This window comes from Pseudomonas sp. S30, from assembly GCF_016518545.1.
In the GTDB taxonomy this organism is placed as follows: domain Bacteria; phylum Pseudomonadota; class Gammaproteobacteria; order Pseudomonadales; family Pseudomonadaceae; genus Aquipseudomonas.
This window is the reverse complement of the sequence record NZ_JACVTO010000006.1, coordinates 132,852-154,957: the sequence shown is the minus strand read 5'-3', so window position 1 is coordinate 154,957 and position 22,106 is coordinate 132,852. Positions and strand designations below refer to the sequence as shown.

Genomic DNA, 22,106 nt, shown 5'->3' with positions numbered 1-22,106 from the left:
TCTCACAAATCACTTGGGTCAGTTCCTTAAGGTGCCCCATGGGAGGGCACTTTTCCCCAACGGCAAAACCGGTAAGGACTTATGTGCGGATTAGCAGGAGAGTTGCGTTTCACCCCCCTCGGCCAAGCCCCTCGCCCAGCGGACCTCGCTGCGGTAGAGCGAATCACCCATCATCTGGCGCCGCGCGGCCCGGATGCCTGGGGCTTCCACAGCCACGGCCCGATCGCCCTAGGTCACCGCCGACTGAAAATCATGGACCTGTCCGACGGCTCGGCCCAGCCGATGGCCGACAACACCCTGGGTCTGTCGCTGGCCTTCAACGGCGCCATCTATAACTTCCCCGAATTGCGCCAGGAACTTCAGGACCTGGGCTACAGCTTCTGGTCCGACGGCGATACCGAGGTGCTGCTCAAGGGCTACCACGCCTGGGGCGCTGCGCTGCTGCCCAAGCTCAACGGCATGTTCGCGCTGGCCATCTGGGAGCGCGACAAACAGCGCCTGTTCCTGGCCCGCGACCGCCTGGGCGTGAAGCCGCTGTATCTGTCGCGCAACGGCGAGCGCCTGCGCTTCGCTTCCACCTTGCCAGCGTTGCTCAAGGGCGGCGACATCGATCCGATGATCGACCCGGTGGCACTCAATCACTACCTGAATTTCCACGCGGTGGTCCCAGCCCCCCGGACCCTGCTGGCCAATGTCCAGAAACTGGAGCCCGGCACCTGGATGCGGGTGGATCGCCACGGCGAAGTCGAGCGTCAGACCTGGTGGCAGCTCACCTACGGGCCGAACCCCGACGAACGTGAACTGGACCTCGAAGGCTGGACTACTCGGGTGCTGGACGCGACCCGCGAGGCCGTGGCCATCCGTCAACGTGCGGCAGTTGATGTTGGCGTGCTGCTTTCCGGCGGCGTCGATTCCAGTCTGCTGGTCGGTCTGCTGCGCGAGGTGGGCGTGGACGATCTGTCGACGTTCTCCATCGGTTTCGAGGATGCCGGCGGGGAACGTGGCGACGAGTTCCAGTACTCGGATCTGATCGCGCGTCACTACGGCACGCGTCACCACCAACTACGCATTGCCGAGCACGAGATCATCGACCAGTTGCCAGCGGCCTTCCGCGCCATGAGCGAGCCGATGGTCAGCCACGACTGCATCGCCTTCTACCTGCTTTCGCGGGAAGTGGCCAAGCACTGCAAGGTGGTGCAAAGCGGCCAGGGTGCCGACGAGTTGTTCGCCGGCTATCACTGGTACCCGCAGGTCGACGGCGCCAACGACGCCTACGCCGCCTATCGCGACGCGTTCTTCGACCGCAGCCACGCCGAGTACCGGGACACGGTTCAGGCACCCTGGCTGCTGGACCACGACGCAGCCGGCGATTTCGTCCGCGAGCATTTCGCCCGACCGGGCGCAGCGGATGCGGTCGACAAGGCCCTGCGCCTGGACAGCACGGTGATGCTGGTCGACGACCCGGTCAAGCGCGTCGACAACATGACCATGGCCTGGGGCCTGGAGGCGCGCACACCGTTTCTCGACTATCGCCTGGTGGAATTGTCGGCGCGCATCCCCGCCCGCTTCAAGCTGCCCGACGGCGGCAAACAGGTGCTCAAGCAGGCCGCTCGACGCGTGATTCCCCACGAGGTGATCGACCGCAAGAAAGGCTATTTCCCGGTGCCGGGTCTCAAGCACCTGGAAGGCGCGACCCTGGATTGGGTGCGTGAACTGCTGACCGATCCCAGCCAGGATCGCGGCCTGTTCAACCCGGCGATGCTCGATCGGCTGCTGAGCAATCCGCAGGGTCAGCTCACGCCGCTGCGTGGCTCCAAGCTCTGGCAGCTGGCCGCCCTGAACCTGTGGCTCAGCGAACAAGGAATCTGATTCGATGAAACCCCATAGTGCCTATGAACAGCGCCTGCTGCGCGGTCAGGCGCCGTCCTACGAGCGCCTTCAGGCTCGCCTGGCCGCCGATGCTAGCGAGCCGCACGACCAGCCTCGCGCGGTGCACTGCGGTTGGGGCAGGCTGCTGATCGGCCATACCTACCCCGCTCCCGCGCAGTTGGCCGACGCCCTGCTGCAAGAGCAGGCGGGCGAGCGTGATATCGCGCTGTATGTAGCCGCCCCGCATCAACTGCTCGCCCAAGCGCCGCAGCAGTTGTTCCTCGACCCCTCCGATACCCTGCGCCTGTGGTTCTCCGACTATCGCCCGGCCCAGCGCGTGTTTCGCGGCTTCCGCATTCGCCGGGCGCAGAGCGAAGGCGACTGGCAGGCGATCAACGCGCTGTACCAGTCGCGCGGCATGATGCCGGTCACTCCCGAACTGCTGACGCCACGCCACGAAGGCGGCCCAGTCTACTGGATGGCCGAGGACGAGGACTCCGGCGCGGTCATCGGCAGCGTCATGGGCCTGAACCACAGCAAGGCGTTCGACGACCCGGAGCATGGCAGCAGCCTGTGGTGCCTGGCGGTCTCGCCGCAATGCAGTCGCCCAGGCGTGGGCGAAGTGCTGGTGCGTCACCTGGTCGAGCACTTCATGAGTCGCGGCCTGGCGTACCTGGACCTGTCGGTGATGCACGACAATCGCCAGGCCATACGGCTCTATGAAAAGCTCGGCTTTCGCAACCTGCCGACCTTCGCCGTCAAGCGCCGCAACGGCATCAACCAATCGCTGTTCCTGGGCCCGGGCCCGGAGGCGGCGCTCAATCCCTATGCCCGGATCATCGTCAATGAAGCCCTGCGCCGCGGTATCGAGGTCCAGGTGGATGACGCGGCCGCCGGCCTGTACACCTTGAGCCTGGGCGGACGCCGTGTACGCTGCCGAGAATCGCTGAGCGACCTGACCAGCGCCGTGACCATGACCCTCTGCCAGGACAAGCGCCTGACCCGCAAGGTGCTGCACGAAGCTGGCTTGCAGGTTCCGGCACAGCAACTGGCCGGCAATGCGGACGACAACTTGGCGTTTCTCGAAGAACACGGCTCGATCGTGGTCAAGCCCGTGGACGGTGAACAGGGCCAGGGAGTGGCGGTGGACCTGCGCGAATTCGACGAGGTGAGCCAGGCCGTGTCGCATGCCCGCCAGTTCGACAGCCGGGTGTTGCTGGAGAGCTGTCACCCAGGGCTCGACCTGCGCATCGTGGTGATCGGCTTCGAGGTGGTCGCCGCCGCTATCCGTCACCCCGCCGAGATTGTCGGCGATGGCCGTCACGACATCCAGACGCTGATCGAGGCGCAAAGCCGTCGTCGCCAGGCTGCCACGGGCGGCGAAAGCCGCATTCCCATGGATGACGAGACCGAGCGCACCGTCCGCTGCGCCGGCCTGGGCCTGGGCGACGTGCTGCCAGCCGGCCAACGCCTGGCCGTGCGCCGTACGGCCAACCTGCACACCGGCGGGACGCTGGAGGATGTGACCGACCGGCTGCACCCGGTGCTCGCCGAAGCGGCCGTGCGTGCCGCCCGAGCGCTGGAAATTCCGGTGGTGGGGCTGGACTTCATGGTCGACGATCCGCAGCAGCCGCAGTACGTCATCATCGAGGCGAACGAGCGCGCGGGGTTGGCCAACCATGAGCCACGGCCGACCGCCGAACGTTTCGTCGACCTGCTGTTTCCCCATAGCCGGCCCCTGGCTTGAGCGGTGGCTGCATCGGCCAGTCGTGGGCTTGCCGACGATTGACCGATGCAGCGATCCACACCTCAAGGAGTCTGTATGTCCGAAAAACTCCCCGAACCTGATCTGGACTATCTCAAGCGGGTCTTGCTGGAGATGCTCGCCATTCCCAGCCCGACCGGCTTCACCGACACCATCGTACGCTACGTGGCCGAACGGCTGGACGAGCTGGGCATTCCTTTCGAATTGACCCGTCGCGGGACGATCCGCGCCACGCTCAAGGGCCGGCAGACCTCACCCGACCGCGCCGTGTCGGCCCATCTGGACACCATCGGTGCCAGCGTGAGGCAGATTCAGGATAACGGTCGCCTGGCCTTGTCGGCGGTAGGCCACTGGTCCAGTCGCTTCGCCGAAGGCAGCCGGGTCAGCGTGTTCACCGACACCGGCGTGTTTCGTGGCAGCGTGCTACCGCTGATGGCCAGTGGTCACGCGTTCAACACCGCCATCGACCAGATGCCGATCAGTTGGGAACACATCGAGGTGCGCCTGGACGCCTATTGCGCCACACGGGCCGACTGCGAGGCGCTGGGTGTCGGCATCGGCGACTTCGTGGCCTTCGACCCACTCCCCGAGTTCACCGACAGCGGGCACATCAGCGCCCGTCACCTGGACGACAAGGCTGGGGTCGCCGCACTGCTCGCGGCGCTCAAGGCGGTGGTGGAGAGCGGTCGGCAGCCGCTGATCGACTGCCATCCGTTGTTCACCATCACCGAGGAGACCGGCTCGGGCGCTGCGGGCGCCCTGCCCTGGGATGTCAGCGAGTTCGTCGGGATCGACATCGCGCCGGTGGCGCCGGGCCAGGCGTCCAGCGAGCATGCGGTGAGCGTGGCCATGCAGGATTCTTCCGGCCCGTACGACTACCACTTGTCTCGGCACTTGCTCAAACTGGCCGGCGACCATGAACTGCCCGTGCGCCGCGACCTGTTCCGCTATTACTTCAGCGACGCCCACTCGGCGGTCACCGCCGGACACGACATCCGCACGGCACTGGTCGCCTTCGGCTGCGATGCCACCCATGGCTACGAGCGCACGCACATCGACAGCCTGGTGGCCCTGAGTCGGCTACTGTCGGCCTATCTGCTGAGCCCGCCGGTCTTCGCCAGCGACTCGCAGCCGGCCAACCCGTCGCTGGAGCGCTTCAGCCATCAGCTCGAACACGATGCGCAGATGGAAAGCGATACCCGAGTGCCTGCCGTCGACAGCCTGGTTGGCAACAAGCCCTGATCCGTCACGACCGGGAGCCGCCCCTGCGGGGGCGGCCTTCTACCGCCGACTGACCTTTCGATCCCTGCGCCTGGCGAATTTGCAGTAGCATGCCGCCAACCCCTTCTCAATCGACGGCCTTATGCTCATTCCCTACGACCAACTCGAAGCCGAGACCCTGACCCGCCTGATCGAGGACTTCGTGACCCGCGAAGGCACCGACAACGGCGACGACACGCCCCTGGAAACCCGCGTGCTGCGCGTGCGCCAGGCGTTGGCCAAGGGTCAGGCCTTCATCCTGTTCGATCTCGAAAGCCAGCAATGCCAGTTGCTGGCGCGGCACCAGGTGCCGGTGGAGCTGCTCGATCAGGCCGAGTGACTGCGCGGCGGCAGCGGCTCGCTCTCTTGCTCCTTGATGCGCTTGTGGATCTCCGCCCGGTGAACCGTCACCTGACGCGGAGCACTGATGCCAAAGCGCACCACCCCACCCTCGACGGCCATCACCTTGATTCGGATATCATCGCCGATGGTGATGACCTCACCGATCTCTCGTCCCATAACCAGCATGCTCGGATCCTCCAGAACGACGGAAAATCCGAGCCTGCTCTGGGCTTGGACGGTTATCAATCATGCGTCGGTAAAATAGACCCAGCCTACATATCTCGGTAAAAACGCCTACAGACACGTCCTCGATAGGAGCTATTGGGCAGGGCGTGCCTTGGCCCGCATCTTCACGGCCATGCCCGCCATTTCATCGTAAAGCCTCTGCGGGGTCTCGCATTTCACGCGCCAGGCATCGCGCCCGGCCTCGTGCGGCAAGATGAGGAATTCGCCCGCCATCACCTGGGCATGGATGTAATCGGCGATCTGTGCGGCATTGATCGGTGAGCCTTCGAGCAACTTGCCGACCTGCGCCTTCATGGCCGGGTTCGGACCGCGGAACGAGTCCAGCAGGTTGGTCTGGAAGAACGACGGGCAGACCACGTGCACGCCGACCTCCAGTTGCCGCAATTCCACCAGCAGGCTCTCGGACAGCGCCAGCACGCCGGCCTTGGCCACGTTGTAGTTGCTCATGCCAGGCCCCTGCATCAGCGCCGCCATGGAGGCGATGTTGACGATGCGCCCCTTGCTGCGCTCGAGCAATGGCAGGAAGGCCTTACAGCCCTTGACGACGCCCATCAGATTCACGGCGATCTGCCAGTCCCAGTCTTCCAGCGACAGCTCGGCGAAAAAACCGCCCGAGGCCACGCCGGCGTTGTTGACGATCACATCGATACCGCCGAATTGCGCCTCGCAGGCCTGGGCCAGCGCGGTGAGCTGACTGTAGTCGCGCACGTCGCAACGCTGCACGAAGCCTTCGCCACCGGCTTGACGCACCTGTTCGAGGGTCTCGCGCAACCCGCTCTCGTTGATGTCGGCCAGCGCCACGCGCCATCCCTCTCTCGCCCAACGCAGGGCGATCTCGCGGCCCAGACCGGAACCGGCGCCGGTGATCATGATGCGGTCTTGCATGGTGGCAGGCCTTGTGCTGATTGAAGTGCACTGGAGTCTAATCAAGGGCCGCGTGCGGGGCAGGATCCATCAGGGCAGTGAATGCAGGGGCATGACCGGGCAGTCGGTCGCGTTGGCAGCGCCTCGCGCAGCCGATGGAATCTTTCGCAAGCGGCACCAGTCCGACGTTACAAGAGGCCAGCGGTTCATGGCCCTTTACCCCCAAACCACGCAAGGACTTCGCCATGACCACCATCCTCATCATCATCCTGATCCTGCTGCTGATCGGCGGCCTGCCGGTCTTCCCGCACTCGCGCAGCTGGGGCTACGGCCCGTCCGGTATCGTCGGTGTCGTGCTGGTGGTGCTGCTGATCCTGTTGCTGCTCGGCAGGATCTGACGCGTCCCTGCGCCTGCCCATGAAAAACGCCCCGCATCCCGGGGCGTTTTTCATGGTAAGTCCTGCACGAAGCGTGTCAGTGAGACACCGCGCCGGACGCCCCAAGACCGGTCTGCGAACGAACGAATTGCGGGTAGAACAGCGCGCGCTCCTCATCGGCCGCCTTGGACTTGTCGGTGATCGAGAAGAACCAGATGCCGACGAAGGCGATGATCATCGAGAACAGCGCCGGATACTCGTACGGGTAGATGGCTTTCTCATGACCCAGGATCTGCACCCAGATGGTCGGGCCGAGGATCATCAGGCCCACGGCGCTGATCAGCCCCAGCCAGCCACCGATCATCGCCCCACGGGTGGTCAGCTTCTTCCAGTACATCGAGAGCAGCAGTACGGGGAAATTGCAGCTCGCGGCGATGGAGAACGCCAGGCCTACCATGAAGGCGATGTTCTGCTTCTCGAACAGGATGCCCAGCCCGATGGCCAGCACGCCCAGGGCGACCGTGGTGATCTTCGACACGCGGATCTCGTCGCGGTCGTTGGCCTTGCCCTTGCGCCAGACGCTGGCGTAGAGGTCGTGGGACACCGCAGAAGCACCGGCCAGGGTGAGACCTGCGACCACCGCCAGGATGGTGGCGAACGCCACTGCCGAGATGAAGCCCAGGAACACGCTGCCGCCCACGGCGTTGGCCAGATGCACCGCAGCCATGTTGTTGCCGCCCAGCAGTGCGCCAGCCGCATCCTTGAAGTCTGGATTGGTGCTGACCAGCAGGATGGCGCCGAAGCCGATGATGAACGTGAGGATGTAGAAATAGCCGATGAAACCGGTGGCGTAGAGCACGCTCTTGCGCGCTTCCTTGGCGTCACTGACGGTGAAGAAGCGCATCAGGATGTGCGGCAGGCCGGCGGTGCCGAACATCAGCGCCAGGCCCAGGGAGAAGGCCGAGATGGGGTCCTTGACCAGGCCGCCCGGGCTCATGATCGCCTCGCCCTTGGCGTGAACCTTGATGGCTTCGGAGAACAGCGTGTTGAAATCGAAGCCGACGTGCTTCATCACCATCAGCGCCATGAAGCTGGCGCCGGAGAGCAGCAGCACCGCCTTGATGATCTGTACCCAGGTGGTCGCCAGCATGCCGCCAAACAGCACGTACAGGCACATCAGGATACCCACCAGAACGACGGCCACGTGGTAGTCCAGGCCGAACAGCAGCTCGATCAGCTTGCCCGCGCCGACCATCTGCGCGATCAGGTAGAACGCCACCACCACCAGCGAGCCGGAGGCGGACAAGGTGCGGATTTCCTTCTGACCCAAGCGATAGGAGGCCACGTCGGCGAAGGTGTACTTGCCCAGGTTGCGCAAGCGCTCGGCGATCAGGAACAGGATGATCGGCCAGCCGACCAGAAAGCCGATCGAGTAGATCAGGCCATCGTAGCCGGAAGTGAACACCAGGGCTGAAATCCCCAGGAACGAGGCCGCCGACATGTAGTCGCCAGCAATCGCCAGGCCGTTCTGAAAGCCGGTGATACGCCCACCGGCCGCGTAGTAGTCCGAAGCCGACTTGTTGCGCTTGGAGGCCCAGTAGGTGATGCCGAGGGTGAAGCAGACGAAGGCCAGGAACATGACGATGGCCGAGACGTTCAAGGGCTGCTTCTGCACCTCGCCGGTGATCGCATCGGCCGCCCACAGGGCGGGGGCGAAGACACCGCAGGCCAGGGCGCCCAGGGCTTTGGCAGGACGGATCATGGCTGCACCTCCTTGAGGATCGCCTTGTTCAGCTCGTCGAACTCGCCGTTGGCGCGGCGCACGTAGATCGCCGTGAGCACGAAGGCGCTGAGGATCAGGCCGACACCGATGGGAATGCCCCAGGTGATCGACGAGCCGGGGCTCAGCTTGGCGCCGAGGATATGCGGGCCATAGGCGATGAGGAGGATGAAGGCGCAGTACAGGCCAAGCATGATCGCCGAGAGGATCCAGGCGAAGCGCTCGCGCTTGCTGACCAGTTCCTTGAAACGCGGACTGTCTTGTATCGATCGGTAGATGCTGTCGTTCATTGTTTTTGTCCTAGCAGCACAGTAAGGGGAGTACCCGTGTTAACTGTATGCTGCCGGTGGACGTCAACCAGACGACCTTAGTCTTAGATGCAACGGTGTTTTACCGTTCACGCAACAAACGTCATGATTACGTGCCGACCCACTCGCCCCTGCAAGGCCATTGCAGGCGCGAGCGGGTCGGTACGCATTCAGAGGGGTGCGTCGAACTTACTTACCCGTCCACTCTTTCACGCGCTCTGGATGTTTCGCCACCCAGTCCCTGGCCGCCGCTTCGGGCTTGGCACCCTCCTGGATCGCCAGCATGACTTCGCCGATCTCGTCCTTGGACTGCCACTGGAACTTCTTGAGGAACTCCGCCACTTCCGGGGCCTTGCTCGCCAGTTCCTTGCTACCGATGCTATTGACCGTTTCAGAAGCCCCGAATACGCCTTTGGGGTCTTCGAGAAACTTCAGTTTCCATTTGGCGAACATCCAGTGCGGTACCCAGCCGGTCACCACGATCGGCTGCTTCTTGGCTTCGGCGCGGCCCAGCTCGGAGGTCATCGCGGCGCCGGAACTTGCGGTGAGCTTGTAACCGGTCAGATCGTAATCCTTGATCGCCTGTTCGGTCTTGAGCATGACGCCGGAACCTGCATCGATGCCGACGATCTTCTGCTTGAAGTCCTTGCTACCCTTGAGATCGGCGATGCTGCTGACCGTCACGTACTCCGGCACGATCAGACCGATCTTGGCGTCCTTGAAATTGGGACCGTAGTCGACCACGTTGTCCTTGTTCTTGGCCCAGTACTCGCCATGGGTCACCGGCAGCCAGGCCGACAGCATGGCGTCGAGCTTGCCGGTCGCCACACCCTGCCACATGATTCCGGTGGCCACGGCCTGCAACTTCACGTCGTATCCGAGTTTCTGCTTGATCACTTCAGCCGCCACGTTGCTGGTCGCCACGCTGTCCGACCAACCATCCACGTAGCCGATGCTCACTTCCTTGGCCATGGCCTGTGTCGCCCCCATGGCCAGGACCAGGGCGCCGGCAGCGCCCAGGAAACGTCGCATTCTTTTAGTAGTAGTCGCCATCAAAGCGTCCCCTCGTCAGGTCTTGGAGAATGCATCATCGACCTGCCGGCCAGCGCGACCTGCTCCGCCAGCGACCCCCACGAAACGATCAGCGACAGCACTTGGCCATTAACGGCATGGCGGCCAGGCGCCCTGCGCGATCCTTGCATGCCAAAAGCCGCTGCGCCGGGCTACTATCAGCGGCTCGCCTCCGATGACCCGCCCAGACGATGGACCGCTCGATGCCCAGCACACGCCGCACCACCCTCGTTTACTCGATCGCCTGCCTGGTCGCCCTGCTCGGTCTGGGTGCACTCTGGTACGGGCTGGGCAGGCCGGTGCCGCTTGCCGATGCGGCAAGCCCGACGCACAAATTGCAGTGCGCTTCCTACACCCCCTTCGACAAGGACCAGTCACCCTACGACCAGCCGTTTCGCCTGCGTCCGGCGCGCATGGACGCCGACCTGGCACTGCTGGCGCAACGTTTCCAGTGCATTCGCACCTATTCCATGAGCGGGCTGGAGGCGATCCCGGCGCTGGCGCGCAAGCATGGATTGAAGGTGATGCTCGGCGCCTGGGTCAACGCCAATCCGGCCGATACCGACCGCGAGCTGGCCTTGCTGATCGAGGCGGCCAACGCCAACCCGGACGTGGTCAGCGCGGTCATCGTCGGCAACGAGGCGCTGCTGCGCAAGGAAGTCACCGGTTCGCGTCTGGCCGAGCTGATCGCCCGCGTGAAGGCTCAGGTGAAGGTGCCGGTCACTTACGCCGATGTCTGGGAGTTCTGGCTGCAACATCCGCAGGTGGCACCGGCCGTGGACTTTCTCACCATTCACTTGCTGCCGTATTGGGAGGACGACCCGCGCGGCATCGACGCGGCCCTTGCGCACGTGGCCGATGTGCGCAGGACGTTCGGCGAGCGCTTTGCGCCCAAAGACATTCTGATCGGCGAAACCGGCTGGCCGAGCGACGGACGCCAGCGGGAAACGGCCAAGCCGAGCCGAGTCAACGAGGCGCGCTTCATCCGAGGCTTCGTCGCGCTCGCCGAGACCTACGGCTGGCACTACAACCTGATCGAGGCCTTCGACCAGCCCTGGAAGCGTGCCAACGAGGGTGCAGTGGGCGGCTACTGGGGGCTTTACGACGCCGACCGGCAAGACAAGAGCGTGCTCGAAGGACCGGTCAGCAATCTGCCCGACTGGCCGCGGTGGTGGATGGCCAGCGCCGGATTGGGGGCGCTGATCCTGCTGCTGACAGGCCCTGCGGCGAACCGGCGCGCGGCTCTGGGGATGCCGTTGCTGGTGGCGCTCGGCAGCGCCAGCCTGGGCCTGTGGGGCGAGCTGACATGGACCACGGCGCGCTTTGCCGCGGAGTGGGCCTGGGCCTTACTGCTGGCCCTGCTCAATGGCATCATCGTGCTGCATGGCGCACTGGCGCTGGCCCGCCGCGATGGCTGGCGCCAGCGTCTGTTCGCCTGGCTTCAGGCGCGCGCGGGCACCTGGCTGCTGGCTGCAGGCTTCGTCGCGGCGGTGAGCATGCTGGCGATGGTGTTCGACCCCCGCTACCGCAGTTTCCCCAGCGCGGCCCTGCTGATGCCGGCGCTGGTCTACCTGCTGCGCCCGGTGCCCGTGCGTCGAGCCGAAGCGACGCTGCTGGCCAGCATCGTCGGGCTGGGTATTGCGCCACAACTGTACCAGGAGGGCCTGTACAACCCGCAGGCGTGGATCTGGGCCGCCGTCAGCGGGCTGATGGTCGCCGCGCTGTGGCGCAGCCTGCGCAGGGTCTGAGCGACGCGCCCTTCAGCCGGGCAAGTGCGCTGCACCGTGGGACCTGACCAGGCGCAACCCCGCCAGCACCACCGCGAACACCGCCAGGCTGGCGGTGTAGAGCACCAGCGCCGGTAGCCCGGCCAGCAGTGCCAGCACCGCCAGCCACTTGCCGACGCGGCCTGATACGAATTGACTGATCACGGCCAGCGTCAATGCCGACCAACCGATCCACTGGAAATGGATCCACAGACCCAGAGTGGCGCGCACCTGACACTGCCAATGCTCGGTCGGCACCGCACACAGGCCCACCCACTGACCGTCCTCCATCAGGCCATAACGCACGCTATAACTGGCGGCAAGCCCCATCGCCACCAGCAGCAACAGGGCGATCACGGGCAACGAACGGTTCATCCAAGGCTCCAGAACAAATGTCATCGGCGTTCAGGATAATCCTCCCCGGTGGCCGCGCAAGTGCCCTTGACAGGACGCTGGCAGGATCGCGATAACGACCATTGCCGCGCCAGCCAACTTCGCGGCAACATCTGCCACGACAAACGACTGCGCGACAGGCAACTTTGCCATCATCGCAGTGGTCCTAGCTCCACACTGCCTTTGCCGTCTCCTGGGGGACTCTCCATGCTTCGACCGTTGCGCTTCGTCGCCCTGCTGTGCGGCCTGCTTCTGGCTTCGGCCGCCTCCGCCCGGGACGTTGATCCAGCCACCTATGGCTACCCATTGACCAACCCGTTCGAAGCGACCATCGCCACCACGCCGCCCGACCAGCGGCCCACGCTGCCCAGCGATGACGACATCGACCAGTCCGACTACAGCCTCAGGCTGCGTCCGGAGCGCGAGTTCACCCTGCCGGACAACTTCTGGTCGGTGAAGAAACTGCGCTACCGCCTGGCACGCCAGGATCACAAGGCACCCCTGGTGTTCATCATCGCCGGCACCGGCGCGCCCTACAGCAGCACCATCAACGAATACCTGAAGAAACTGTTCTACCAGGCCGGCTACCACGTGGTGCAGTTGTCCTCGCCCACCAGCTGGGACTTCATGAGCGCCGCCTCGCGCTTCGCCACCCCCGGCATCAGCCGCGAAGACGCCGAGGACCTGTACCGGGTCATGCAATCGGTCCGTGCTCAACATCCGCGCCTGCCGGTCAGCGACTTCTACCTCACCGGCTACAGCCTGGGCGCGCTCGACGCAGCCTTCGTCAGCCACCTGGACGAGACCCGTCGCAGCTTCAACTTCAAGCGCGTACTGCTGCTCAACCCGCCGGTGAACCTGTACACCTCGATCAACAACCTGGACAAGATGGTGCAGACCCAGGTCAAGGGCATCGACCACAGCACCACCTTCTATGAGTTGATGCTGGAGAAGCTCACCCGCTACTTCCAGGACAAGGGCTTCGTCGACCTCAACGACGCGCTGCTGTACGACTTCCAGCAGTCGCGCGAGCACCTCTCCAACGAGCAGATGGCCATGCTGATCGGCACCTCGTTCCGGTTCTCGGCCGCCGACATCGCCTTCACCTCCGACCTGATCAACCGCCGCGGGCTGATCATTCCGCCCAAGTACCCGATCACCGAAAGCACCAGCCTCACGCCCTTCTTCAAGCGCGCCTTGCAGTGCGACTTCGACTGCTACTTGACCGAGCAGGTGATCCCCATGTGGCGGGCGCGCACCGATGGCAACAACCTGCTGCAACTGATCGATCAGGTCAGCCTGTACTCGCTCGCCGACTACCTGCGCAACAGCCCGAAGATCGCCGTGATGCACAACGCCGACGACGTCATCCTCGGCCCGGGCGACATCGGTTTCCTGCGCAAGGTGTTCGGCGACAGGCTGACCCTTTACCCACACGGCGGCCATTGCGGCAACCTCAACTACCGTGTCAACGCCAATGACATGCTGGAGTTCTTCCGTGGCTGACAGACTCGTACTTGCCCTCGCCCTGCTCATCAGCACCAGCGCCCTGGCGGCGGAAACCGCGCCGCGGACCAGTGTCGTCGAGGCCGACGGTTTTCTCGACCCGATGCGCGAGCTCAAATTCAACCCCGGCCTAGACCAACGCGAGTTCGAGCGCTCGACCCTGGCCGCGCTGAACGTCTACGACCCGCTCGAGTCGCTGAACCGGCGCATCTACCATTTCAACTATCGCTTCGACCAATGGGTGTTCATCCCGGCGGTGGACGGCTACCGCTACGTCACGCCACAGTTCGTGCGCACCGGCGTGAGCAACTTCTTCAACAACCTCGGCGACGTACCCAACCTGTTCAACAGCCTGCTGCAGCTCAAGGGCAAGCGTTCGGCGGAAATTACGGCACGGCTGATGTTCAACACCCTGATCGGCGTCGGCGGGCTGTGGGATCCGGCCACCAAGATGGGGCTGCCGCGCCAGAGCGAAGACTTCGGCCAGACCCTGGGCTATTACGGCGTGCCGGAAGGTCCGTACCTGATGCTGCCGATCTTCGGCCCGTCCAACCTGCGCGACACCACCGGCCTGGTGGTGGACTACGTGGGCGAGCGGGAGGCCAACTTCCTGGACGTCGCGCAAACCAGTAGCGACCACCCTGAGATCACCCTGCTGAAAGCCATCGACCGCCGCTACACCACCAACTTCCGCTACGGCCAGACCAACTCGCCGTTCGAGTACGAGAAGATCCGCTACGTGTATACCCAGGCGCGCAAGCTGCAGGTCGCCGAGTAGGCAAGCTGGCCACGCTCGCTCGAGACGATGAGGCCGATAATCGGGTCGAATGAGCGTGGCGCCACGACCTGGTCGATGTGACCAGGCTCAAGGCCATTGGCGGCGGCCTCGCGCCGGGCGCCCCGCTCCTGTCACAGCACCGATATCGACCGAAATGGGCTGGACGCCCACTGATCACGCGGCGCTCAGCGCTTCTTCTCATAAAGCCGTGGCGCCCCTTCAGGGCGGGACTTGAAGCGTCGATGCGCCCACAGGTACTGCTCAGGACACGCACGCAGCACGCCTTCGACCCACTGATTGATGCGCAGGCAGTCGGCCTCCTCGGTTTCGCCGGGGAAGTGCTCCAGCGCGGGGTGAACGACCAGTCGGTAGCCGCTGCCATCCGCCAGCCGCTCCTGGGTGAACGGAATCACCTGAGCCTTGCCCAGCCGGGCGAACTTGGTGGTCGCCGTGACGGTGGCCGCGGGAATGCCGAACAGCGGCACGAACAGGCTTTGCTTGGTGCCGTAGTCCTGATCCGGCGCATACCAGATCGCCCGCCCGCCGCGCAGCAGCTTGAGCATGCCGCGCACGTCGTCACGCTCCACGGCCAGCGAGTCGAGGTTGTGCCGCTCGCGACCCCGGCGCTGGATGAAATCGAAGACCGGGTTGCCGTGCTCGCGGTACATGCCGTCGATGGTGTGCGCCTGACCCAGCAACGCTGCGCCGATTTCCAGCGTGGTGAAATGCACCGCCATGAGAATGGCGCCCTGACCCTGCTGCTGCGCGGTCTGCAAATGCTCCAGGCCTTCGATGTGCGCGAGCCGGGCGAGTCGAGCCTTCGGCCACCACCAGCTCATGGCCATTTCGAAGAAGGCGATCCCGGTCGAGGCGAAGTTCGCCTTCAACAGGCGTTGTCGCTCGTCGAAGGAACGTTCCGGAAAGCACAGTTCCAGGTTGCGCGCCGCGATGCGTCGGCGCTCCCCGGCCACCCGGTACATCAGCGCGCCCAGGGCGCTGCCCAGGCGCAGCAGGACCCGGTAGGGCAACTGCACCACCAGCCACAGCAGGCCCAGGCCCACCCAGAGGGCCCAGAATCTTGGATGGAGGAAAGAGGGACGAAAACGCGGGCGATCCATTGAAGCTTCCGACAGAACGAGGGCCCGGCATTCTACAACCTTTGGCCACAGGTTGCGGGCAATCGGTCTTATCGCTATAAGTCAGGGCACTTTTTCGCCTACAAGTCGTCTATGCAGACCATGAGCCCCCATCAGACCCCCGATTCCGCCAACGTGTTCCAGCTCAAGGGCAGCATGCTCGCGATCACGGTGCTCGAACTGGCGCACAACGACCTCCAGGCCCTCGACCGCCAACTGGCGGCGAAGGTCGCGCAGGCCCCGAATTTCTTCAGCAACACTCCGCTGGTGCTGGCGCTGGACAAGCTGCCGCCCGGCGAAGGCGCGATCGACCTGCCTGGATTGATGCGCATCTGCCGTCACCACGGCCTGCGCACCCTGGCCATTCGCGCCAGCCGCATCGAGGACATCGCTGCCGCCATTGCCATCGACCTGCCCGTGCTGCCGCCCTCCGGCGCTCGCGAGCGGCCGCTGGAGCCCGAGCCTGAGGTGAAGAAGGCCGAGCCGCCCGCGCCCCCGCCGCCACCGGCCGAACCCGAGGTACGTCCCACCCGGATCATCACCAGCCCCGTGCGCGGCGGTCAGCAGGTCTACGCCCAGGGCGGCGACCTGGTGGTGACCGCGTCGGTCAGCCCAGGTGCGGAACTTCTCGCCGATGGCAACATCCATGTGTACGGCGCAATGCGTGGCCGCGCGTTGGCCGGTATCAAGGGCAACACCCGGGCGAGGATCTTCTGTCAGCAGATGACCGCCGAAATGGTCTCCATCGCCGGCCAGTACAAGGTGTGCGAAGACCTGCGCCGCGACCCGCTGTGGGGCTCGGGCGTGCAGGTCAGCCTGGTCGGCGACGTGTTGAACATCACCCGCCTTTAACGGATACTGCCGACATTTTAAGTGCAACATTTCCTACGTTGCCTTCTTTGCATTTGCTGGGACCTCAGGTCCCATTTATTTAGGGGTGAAACACCTTGGCCAAGATTCTCGTGGTTACTTCCGGCAAAGGGGGTGTGGGCAAGACCACCACCAGCGCCGCCATCGGTACCGGTCTCGCACTGCGTGGGCACAAGACGGTGATCGTCGACTTCGACGTCGGCCTGCGTAACCTGGACCTGATCATGGGCTGCGAACGCCGCGTGGTGTACGACTTCGTCAACGTGGTCAATGGCGAGGCCAACCTGCAGCAGGCGTTGATCAAGGACAAGCGGATCGAGAACCTGTACGTGCTGGCCGCCAGCCAGACCCGCGACAAGGATGCGCTGACCCAGGAAGGCGTGGAACGGGTGCTGATGGAGCTCAAGGAGCAGTTCGACTTCGTGGTTTGCGACTCTCCCGCCGGTATCGAGAAAGGCGCGCACCTGGCGATGTACTTCGCCGATGAAGCGATCGTGGTGACCAACCCGGAAGTGTCGTCGGTACGCGACTCGGACCGCATGATCGGCCTGCTGTCGAGCAAGTCCCGCCGCGCCGAACTGGGCGAGGACCCGATCAAGGAACACCTGCTGATCACCCGTTACCATCCCCAGCGCGTCGAGAAAGGCGAGATGCTCGGCGTCGAGGACGTCAAGGAGATCCTTTCGGTCGAGCTGCTGGGCGTGATCCCCGAGTCTCAGGCCGTACTCAAGGCCTCCAACCAGGGCGTGCCGGTCATTCTCGACGAGGAAAGCGATGCCGGCCAGGCCTACAGCGACACGGTCGAGCGCCTGCTGGGCAAGCCCAAGCCGCTGCGCTTCATCGAAGTGCCAAAGCAAGGATTCTTCGCGCGCTTGTTTGGAGGCAAATAAAACATGAACCTTCTTGACTTCTTTCGTGGCAGACAAAAACAGACGACAGCGTCGGTAGCGAAAGAGCGTCTACAGATCATCGTGGCGCACGAGCGTGGCCAGCGCAGCACCCCTGACTACCTGCCGGCCTTGCAGCAGGAGCTGGTCGAAGTCATCCGCAAATATGTGAACATCGGCAACGATGACGTGCATATCGAACTGGAAAGCCAGGGCAGCTGCTCGATCCTCGAACTGAACATCACCCTGCCGGATCGTTGATTCGGCGTTGAACACCGGGGCTGCTGTGCAGCCCTTTCGTGAAGCGAGGCCTGGGCCTGGCGCTGCGAAAGGGTTGTGCAGCAGCCCCGGTGTTTCATGCAGAGACCCCGTAATGCCGCTGTCGAACATCCAGATCCTCCATCAGGACGCTGCTGTCCTGGTGATCAACAAACCGACGCTGCTGCTGTCGGTGCCAGGACGTGCCGAAGACAACAAGGACTGCCTGATCACCCGCTTGCAGGAAAATGGCTACCCGGAGGCGTTGATCGTCCACCGCCTGGATTGGGAAACGTCTGGCATCATCCTGCTGGCCCGCGATGCCGACAGCCACCGCGAGCTGTCCCGCCAGTTCCACGACCGGGAAACCGAAAAGGCCTACACAGCCCTGTGCTGGGGCCAGCCGGCACTGGACAGCGGCAGCATCGACCTGCCCCTGCGCTACGACCCACCGACCAAGCCGCGCCACGTGGTCGATCACCAGCAAGGCAAGCACGCCCTCACCTTCTGGCGGGTCCTGGCACGTCATACCGATCATTGCCGGGTGGAACTCACGCCGATCACCGGGCGCTCGCACCAGTTGCGCGTGCACATGCTGTCCATCGGCCATCCCTTGCTGGGCGATCGTCTCTATGCCAACCCGGAGGCCTTGGCCGCCCATGATCGACTGTGCCTGCATGCCTCGATGCTCAGTTTCACCCACCCGGTCAGCGGGCAGCGCCTGAAGTTCGAGTGCCCTGCCCCCTTCTGAACGTGCAGGCAATCGCCAAGAACCGCGCCAGAGCGCTTGCCCAGGCGCGGTCTTTGCCTGAAGCTTGCAGCTTGCCGCTTGAAGCTCGAACCTGGAGTGAGTTATGCGCGAAGCACTGAACACCGGCCTGATCGAATTCCTCAAGGCCTCCCCGACGCCCTTCCACGCCACCGCTAGCCTGGCCAAGCGCCTGGAGGCAGCGGGCTACCAGCGCCTGGACGAGCGCGACAGCTGGGCGACGGTTCCCGGCGGACGCTACTTTGTCACCCGCAACGACTCCTCGATCATCGCCATCCGCCTGGGCAGACACTCGCCACTGATCGGCGGCATGCGCCTGGTCGGTGCCCATACCGACAGCCCGTGCCTGCGGGTCAAGCCGCAGCCCGAGCTGCAGCGCCACGGCTTCATGCAACTGGGCGTGGAGGTGTACGGCGGTGCCCTGCTCGCCCCCTGGTTCGACCGCGACCTGTCGCTGGCCGGCCGGGTCACCTTCCGCCGCGATGGCAAGGTGGAGAGTCAGCTGGTGGACTTCAAGCTGCCGATCGCCATCATTCCCAACCTGGCCATCCACCTCAACCGCGGCGCCAACGACGGCTGGGCGATCAACCCGCAGAACGAACTGCCGCCGATTCTGGCCCAGGTGGCCGGCGATGAGCGCGTCGACTTCCGCGCCCTGCTCACCGAGCAACTGGCACGCGAGCATGGCCTGATCGCCGACGTGGTGCTCGACTACGAGCTGAGTTTCTACGATACCCAGGACGCGGCGGTGATCGGCCTGCACGGTGACTTCATCGCCGGCGCGCGCCTGGACAACCTGCTGTCGTGCTATGCCGGCCTGCAGGCGCTGATCGAGGCCGACAGCGACGAGACCTGCGTGCTGGTATGCACCGACCACGAGGAAATCGGCTCCTGTTCGGCCTGCGGCGCCGACGGCCCGATGCTGGAGCAGACCCTGCAGCGGCTGCTGCCCGACGGCGACGAGTACGTGCGCAGCATCCAGCGCTCGCTGCTGGTCTCGGCCGACAACGCCCATGGGGTGCACCCCAATTACGCCGACAAGCACGATGGCAACCACGGCCCCAAGCTCAATGCCGGTCCGGTGATCAAGGTCAACAGCAACCAGCGCTATGCCACCAACAGCGAGACTGCCGGGTTCTTCCGCCACCTGTGCATGGCCGAGGAAGTGCCGGTGCAGAGTTTCGTGGTGCGCAGCGACATGGGCTGTGGCTCGACCATCGGTCCGATCACCGCCAGCCACCTGGGCGTGCGCACCGTGGACATCGGCCTGCCCACGTTCGCCATGCACTCGATCCGCGAGCTGTGCGGCAGCGAAGACCTGGCGCACCTGGTGAAGGTGCTGACGGCGTTCTATCGCAGCCGCGAACTGCCCTGACCACGCGATCCACGCCTTCGGCCAGCTGCCGCGCCCGCCAGGGAGCGGCGGTTCGCCAGAGCGATTGGCCCGCGATGAATCCTGGGCCATTTCCACGACAACAGAAGGATCCTGTTCATGTCGCCATTCTTCTCCCTGTTCCTGCCCGTGCTGCTGTTCCTGTTCCTGCTCACCGTCGGTTTCACCCTGCGCGCACGCAACGTCGGCGTGGTGATGATGTGGATCGGTACGTTGGGCATCTTCGCCATCACGTGCTGGACGATCCTGGAGAAACTTCCCGCATAACTCATTACACTCGGTCGATCGATTGACCTGAGGTAGATTTCCCGGTGCCAGCCTTCCTGCGTTGCCTTGCCCTGCTGCTGTTGATCTTCGTCGCTCCAGTCCACGCGGCGGGCCTGCCCGGTCTGCTGGGCAGCAGCGCGCCGGCGCAGCCCCAGGCCAGCGAACCCTTGAGCAAATCGCTCGACGAGGTGATCAAGAACCTTGAGAACGACCAGCAGCGGGCCAAGCTGCTGGCCGACCTGAAGAAGCTGCGCGATGCCAGCAAGCAGTCCCAGCCCAGTGTCGAGCAAGGTGTGCTTGGCCTGATCGGCGGCGCCTTGCACGACTTCGAACAGCAGTTCAGCGGCGACGCCAGCCCGTTCGTGCGCTGGTCCCAGGAGCTGGAGCAGGCCAAGGCCGAGCTGGCCGCGCTGGTGGTGCCGGTGCACCAGTGGCCGGCGATCCTGTTCGGCTTCGCCGCGGTGATCCTGGTGTGGAGCCTGCTGGCCTATGCCTTCAACTGGATCGGCCACCGGGTGCGGATTCGTTTCGGCCTCACCGAAGAGCTACCCCAGCATCCGCGCACCTGGGACCTGGTGCGCTTCGCCCTGCGCAAGCTCGGGCCCTGGCTGGTGGCGCTGATCTTCACCGTGTACCTGAGCTTCGCCCTGCCGCCGTCGCTGGGCAAGTCCCTGGCCATGGTACTGGCCTATGCGCTGGTCATCGGCACCTGCTTCTCGGCGATCTGCGTGATCGCCTTCTCACTGCTCGACGGCCCGCACCGCCACCGTGCCTTGCACATCCTGCGACATCGGGCATTCAACCCGCTGTGGCTGATCGGCAGCTTCGCCGCGTTCGGCGAGGCGATGAGCGACCCACGCCTGACCAGTGCCCTGGGCATCCACCTGGCCCATGCCATCGCCACGGTCACCAACGTGCTGGCAGCCCTGTGCACGGGCCTGTTCATCCTGCGTTTCCGCCGCCCGATCGCCCATCTGATTCGCAACCAGCCGCTGTCGCGACGCCTTACCCGCCGCACCCTGAGCGACACCATCGAACTGCTCGGCAGCTTCTGGTACGTGCCGGCGCTCATTCTGGTCGGCATCTCGCTGTTCGCCACCTTCGTGTCCGCCGGGGACACCAGCACCGCCCTGCGCCAGTCGCTGATGTGCACCGTGCTGGTCGTGGTGTGCATGGTGCTCAACGGCCTGGTGCGGCGCCACGCCGCCAAGCCGGCGCACGCCAACAAGCGGCATGCGGTGTACGCCGAGCGCTTGCAGAACTTCGGCTATGCGCTGGTGCACTTGTTCATCTGGCTGCTGTTCATCGAGCTGGGCCTGCGCGTGTGGGGGCTGTCGATGATCAGCTTCGCCGAGGGCGAAGGCCATGACGTCAGCGTGCGCCTGATGGGCCTGGGCGGGACACTCATCGCCGCCTGGCTGGTGTGGATCCTCGCCGATACCGCGGTGCATCATGCCCTGATCCGCTCCCGTCGCGGGATGGCCAACGCCCGTGCGCAGACCATGATGCCGCTGATCCGCAACGTGCTGTTCGTGGCGATCTTCATCATCGCGGTGATCGTCGCCCTGGCCAACATGGGCATGAACGTCACGCCGCTGCTGGCCGGTGCCGGTGTCATCGGCCTGGCGATCGGCTTCGGTGCGCAATCGCTGGTGGCGGACCTGATCACTGGTCTGTTCATCATCATCGAGGACAGCCTGGCCATCGACGACTATGTGGACCTGGGTGGCCACCTGGGTACGGTCGAGGGCCTGACCATCCGCACCGTGCGCCTGCGCGACATCGATGGCATCGTGCATACCATTCCCTTCAGCGAGATCAAGAGCATCAAGAACTACTCGCGGGAGTTCGGTTACGCCATCTTCCGCGTGGCGATCCCCCACAACATGAACATCGACCAGGCCATCACCCTGATCCGTGAAGTGGGCCAGAAGCTGCGCAGCGACCCGCTGATGCGCCGCAACATCTGGTCGCCGCTGGAGCTGCAGGGCGTCGAGAGTTTCGAGTCCGGCTCGGCGATCCTGCGGGCGCGCTTCAAGACCGCGCCGATCAAGCAGTGGGAGGTGTCCCGGGCGTTCAACCTGGCACTCAAGCGCCAGCTCGACGAAGCAGGCCTGGATCTGGCGACGCCACGGTTGTCGGTGCAGGTGGTGACGGCCGGTGGCGGTGCGGTCACGCCGGCGCAGACCTCCGGCTGAACA

22 protein-coding genes are annotated in these 22,106 nt (G+C 64.6%); 15 read left to right on the top strand and 7 right to left on the bottom strand.

Annotation, left to right across the window (positions count from 1 at the left end; translation table 11 throughout):
- Positions 1–81 precede the first annotated feature (81 nt).
- The 4 genes from IAE34_RS09265 (at position 82) to IAE34_RS09250 (ending at position 5,234) form a co-directional block, all read left to right on the top strand.
- Entirely contained in the window at positions 82–1,869 is a 1,788-nt protein-coding gene (locus IAE34_RS09265; RefSeq protein ID WP_200138579.1) for an N-acetylglutaminylglutamine amidotransferase, read from the top strand.
- Between the two features lie 4 nt (positions 1,870–1,873).
- A complete protein-coding gene (gene ngg, locus IAE34_RS09260) occupies positions 1,874–3,616 on the top strand; it encodes an N-acetylglutaminylglutamine synthetase (protein WP_200138578.1) in 1,743 nt (580 codons plus the stop codon).
- A gap of 75 nt (positions 3,617–3,691) precedes the next feature.
- Positions 3,692–4,876 carry an osmoprotectant NAGGN system M42 family peptidase gene (locus IAE34_RS09255; RefSeq protein WP_200138577.1) on the top strand — a complete coding sequence of 395 codons (1,185 nt, stop codon included), beginning with the start codon at positions 3,692–3,694 and terminating at the stop codon, positions 4,874–4,876.
- Between the two features lie 121 nt (positions 4,877–4,997).
- Positions 4,998–5,234 (top strand): YheU family protein, encoded by a 237-nt coding sequence (locus tag IAE34_RS09250; RefSeq protein ID WP_200138576.1) that lies wholly within the window; start codon positions 4,998–5,000, stop codon positions 5,232–5,234.
- Here IAE34_RS09250 and csrA read toward each other — a convergent pair.
- Both csrA and IAE34_RS09240 read right to left on the bottom strand, forming a co-directional pair.
- Positions 5,222–5,422, bottom strand: coding sequence for a carbon storage regulator CsrA (gene csrA / locus IAE34_RS09245; RefSeq protein WP_200138575.1), 201 nt, complete (start codon positions 5,420–5,422; stop codon positions 5,222–5,224). The two genes, IAE34_RS09250 and csrA, sit on opposite strands and share 13 nt — an antisense overlap.
- A gap of 132 nt (positions 5,423–5,554) precedes the next feature.
- Complete coding sequence (locus IAE34_RS09240) at positions 5,555–6,367, bottom strand: SDR family oxidoreductase (protein ID WP_200138574.1); 813 nt, start codon at positions 6,365–6,367, stop codon at positions 5,555–5,557.
- A 224-nt stretch (positions 6,368–6,591) separates the two neighbouring features.
- On the opposite strand from IAE34_RS09240, the gene IAE34_RS09235 reads away from it, so the two are divergent.
- Complete coding sequence (locus IAE34_RS09235) at positions 6,592–6,744, top strand: DUF3309 family protein (RefSeq protein ID WP_110736482.1); 153 nt, start codon at positions 6,592–6,594, stop codon at positions 6,742–6,744.
- A gap of 76 nt (positions 6,745–6,820) precedes the next feature.
- Here IAE34_RS09235 and IAE34_RS09230 read toward each other — a convergent pair whose 3' ends face one another.
- The 3 genes from IAE34_RS09230 to IAE34_RS09220 form a co-directional block, all read right to left on the bottom strand.
- Positions 6,821–8,485, bottom strand: coding sequence for a cation acetate symporter (locus IAE34_RS09230; protein ID WP_200138573.1), 1,665 nt, complete (start codon positions 8,483–8,485; stop codon positions 6,821–6,823).
- Positions 8,482–8,793 (bottom strand): DUF485 domain-containing protein, encoded by a 312-nt coding sequence (locus tag IAE34_RS09225; RefSeq protein ID WP_200138572.1) that lies wholly within the window; start codon positions 8,791–8,793, stop codon positions 8,482–8,484. The genes IAE34_RS09230 and IAE34_RS09225 overlap by 4 nt, the downstream gene beginning before the upstream one ends.
- A gap of 207 nt (positions 8,794–9,000) precedes the next feature.
- Positions 9,001–9,864: a glycine betaine ABC transporter substrate-binding protein gene (locus IAE34_RS09220; protein WP_200138571.1), complete on the bottom strand. Its 864-nt coding sequence runs from the start codon at positions 9,862–9,864 to the stop codon at positions 9,001–9,003.
- A gap of 209 nt (positions 9,865–10,073) precedes the next feature.
- Here IAE34_RS09220 and IAE34_RS09215 point away from each other — a divergent pair, with 209 nt between their 5' ends.
- Entirely contained in the window at positions 10,074–11,630 is a 1,557-nt protein-coding gene (locus IAE34_RS09215; protein WP_200138570.1) for a glycoside hydrolase family 17 protein, read from the top strand.
- A 12-nt stretch (positions 11,631–11,642) separates the two neighbouring features.
- Here the strand turns inward: IAE34_RS09215 and IAE34_RS09210 are convergent, their stop codons facing one another.
- Positions 11,643–12,023 carry a hypothetical protein gene (locus tag IAE34_RS09210; RefSeq protein ID WP_200138569.1) on the bottom strand — a complete coding sequence of 127 codons (381 nt, stop codon included), beginning with the start codon at positions 12,021–12,023 and terminating at the stop codon, positions 11,643–11,645.
- A gap of 225 nt (positions 12,024–12,248) precedes the next feature.
- On the opposite strand from IAE34_RS09210, the gene IAE34_RS09205 reads away from it, so the two are divergent.
- Positions 12,249–13,547, top strand: a complete 1,299-nt coding sequence (locus IAE34_RS09205; protein ID WP_200138568.1) for a serine/threonine protein kinase — start codon at positions 12,249–12,251, stop codon at positions 13,545–13,547.
- A gap of 22 nt (positions 13,548–13,569) precedes the next feature.
- Positions 13,570–14,325: an MlaA family lipoprotein gene (locus IAE34_RS09200; RefSeq protein ID WP_233631051.1), complete on the top strand. Its 756-nt coding sequence runs from the start codon at positions 13,570–13,572 to the stop codon at positions 14,323–14,325.
- 185 nt (positions 14,326–14,510) lie between these two features.
- Here IAE34_RS09200 and IAE34_RS09195 read toward each other — a convergent pair whose 3' ends face one another.
- Positions 14,511–15,443 carry a lipid A biosynthesis lauroyl acyltransferase gene (locus IAE34_RS09195; RefSeq protein ID WP_200138566.1) on the bottom strand — a complete coding sequence of 311 codons (933 nt, stop codon included), beginning with the start codon at positions 15,441–15,443 and terminating at the stop codon, positions 14,511–14,513.
- A gap of 111 nt (positions 15,444–15,554) precedes the next feature.
- Here IAE34_RS09195 and minC point away from each other — a divergent pair, with 111 nt between their 5' ends.
- The 7 genes from minC (at position 15,555) to IAE34_RS09160 (ending at position 22,103) form a co-directional block, all read left to right on the top strand.
- Positions 15,555–16,313, top strand: a complete 759-nt coding sequence (gene minC / locus IAE34_RS09190; RefSeq protein ID WP_200138565.1) for a septum site-determining protein MinC — start codon at positions 15,555–15,557, stop codon at positions 16,311–16,313.
- Between the two features lie 95 nt (positions 16,314–16,408).
- Entirely contained in the window at positions 16,409–17,221 is an 813-nt protein-coding gene (gene minD, locus IAE34_RS09185; protein WP_200138564.1) for a septum site-determining protein MinD, read from the top strand.
- 3 nt (positions 17,222–17,224) lie between these two features.
- On the top strand, positions 17,225–17,479 hold the full coding sequence (gene minE, locus IAE34_RS09180; protein ID WP_200138563.1) for a cell division topological specificity factor MinE: 255 nt from the start codon (positions 17,225–17,227) through the stop codon (positions 17,477–17,479).
- 112 nt (positions 17,480–17,591) lie between these two features.
- Positions 17,592–18,227, top strand: a complete 636-nt coding sequence (locus tag IAE34_RS09175; protein WP_200138562.1) for an RluA family pseudouridine synthase — start codon at positions 17,592–17,594, stop codon at positions 18,225–18,227.
- Between the two features lie 103 nt (positions 18,228–18,330).
- Positions 18,331–19,620 (top strand): M18 family aminopeptidase, encoded by a 1,290-nt coding sequence (locus IAE34_RS09170; RefSeq protein ID WP_200138561.1) that lies wholly within the window; start codon positions 18,331–18,333, stop codon positions 19,618–19,620.
- Positions 19,621–19,737: 117 nt separating this feature from the next.
- The gene (locus IAE34_RS09165; RefSeq protein ID WP_200138560.1) at positions 19,738–19,905 is read left to right on the top strand and encodes a hypothetical protein; all 168 of its coding nucleotides are present in this window, start codon (positions 19,738–19,740) and stop codon (positions 19,903–19,905) included.
- 44 nt (positions 19,906–19,949) lie between these two features.
- Positions 19,950–22,103 (top strand): mechanosensitive ion channel family protein, encoded by a 2,154-nt coding sequence (locus tag IAE34_RS09160; RefSeq protein ID WP_200138559.1) that lies wholly within the window; start codon positions 19,950–19,952, stop codon positions 22,101–22,103.
- Positions 22,104–22,106 lie beyond the last annotated feature (3 nt).

Bases quoted from the DNA above. Each gene is read 5' to 3' on its own strand.
- csrA (WP_200138575.1), bottom strand. From the start codon at position 5,422: ATGCTGGTTATGGGACGAGAGATCGGTGAGGTCATCACCATCGGCGAT.
- IAE34_RS09215 (WP_200138570.1), top strand. From the start codon at position 10,074: ATGGACCGCTCGATGCCCAGCACACGCCGCACCACCCTCGTTTACTCG.
- minE (WP_200138563.1), top strand. From the start codon at position 17,225: ATGAACCTTCTTGACTTCTTTCGTGGCAGACAAAAACAGACGACAGCG.
- ngg (WP_200138578.1), top strand. From the start codon at position 1,874: ATGAAACCCCATAGTGCCTATGAACAGCGCCTGCTGCGCGGTCAGGCG.
- IAE34_RS09210 (WP_200138569.1), bottom strand. From the start codon at position 12,023: ATGAACCGTTCGTTGCCCGTGATCGCCCTGTTGCTGCTGGTGGCGATG.
- IAE34_RS09170 (WP_200138561.1), top strand. From the start codon at position 18,331: ATGCGCGAAGCACTGAACACCGGCCTGATCGAATTCCTCAAGGCCTCC.
- IAE34_RS09220 (WP_200138571.1), bottom strand. From the start codon at position 9,864: ATGGCGACTACTACTAAAAGAATGCGACGTTTCCTGGGCGCTGCCGGC.
- IAE34_RS09265 (WP_200138579.1), top strand. From the start codon at position 82: ATGTGCGGATTAGCAGGAGAGTTGCGTTTCACCCCCCTCGGCCAAGCC.
- IAE34_RS09225 (WP_200138572.1), bottom strand. From the start codon at position 8,793: ATGAACGACAGCATCTACCGATCGATACAAGACAGTCCGCGTTTCAAG.
- IAE34_RS09205 (WP_200138568.1), top strand. From the start codon at position 12,249: ATGCTTCGACCGTTGCGCTTCGTCGCCCTGCTGTGCGGCCTGCTTCTG.
- IAE34_RS09230 (WP_200138573.1), bottom strand. From the start codon at position 8,485: ATGATCCGTCCTGCCAAAGCCCTGGGCGCCCTGGCCTGCGGTGTCTTC.
- IAE34_RS09175 (WP_200138562.1), top strand. From the start codon at position 17,592: ATGCCGCTGTCGAACATCCAGATCCTCCATCAGGACGCTGCTGTCCTG.
- IAE34_RS09235 (WP_110736482.1), top strand. From the start codon at position 6,592: ATGACCACCATCCTCATCATCATCCTGATCCTGCTGCTGATCGGCGGC.
- IAE34_RS09250 (WP_200138576.1), top strand. From the start codon at position 4,998: ATGCTCATTCCCTACGACCAACTCGAAGCCGAGACCCTGACCCGCCTG.
- IAE34_RS09165 (WP_200138560.1), top strand. From the start codon at position 19,738: ATGTCGCCATTCTTCTCCCTGTTCCTGCCCGTGCTGCTGTTCCTGTTC.
- minC (WP_200138565.1), top strand. From the start codon at position 15,555: ATGCAGACCATGAGCCCCCATCAGACCCCCGATTCCGCCAACGTGTTC.
- IAE34_RS09195 (WP_200138566.1), bottom strand. From the start codon at position 15,443: ATGGATCGCCCGCGTTTTCGTCCCTCTTTCCTCCATCCAAGATTCTGG.
- IAE34_RS09255 (WP_200138577.1), top strand. From the start codon at position 3,692: ATGTCCGAAAAACTCCCCGAACCTGATCTGGACTATCTCAAGCGGGTC.
- IAE34_RS09240 (WP_200138574.1), bottom strand. From the start codon at position 6,367: ATGCAAGACCGCATCATGATCACCGGCGCCGGTTCCGGTCTGGGCCGC.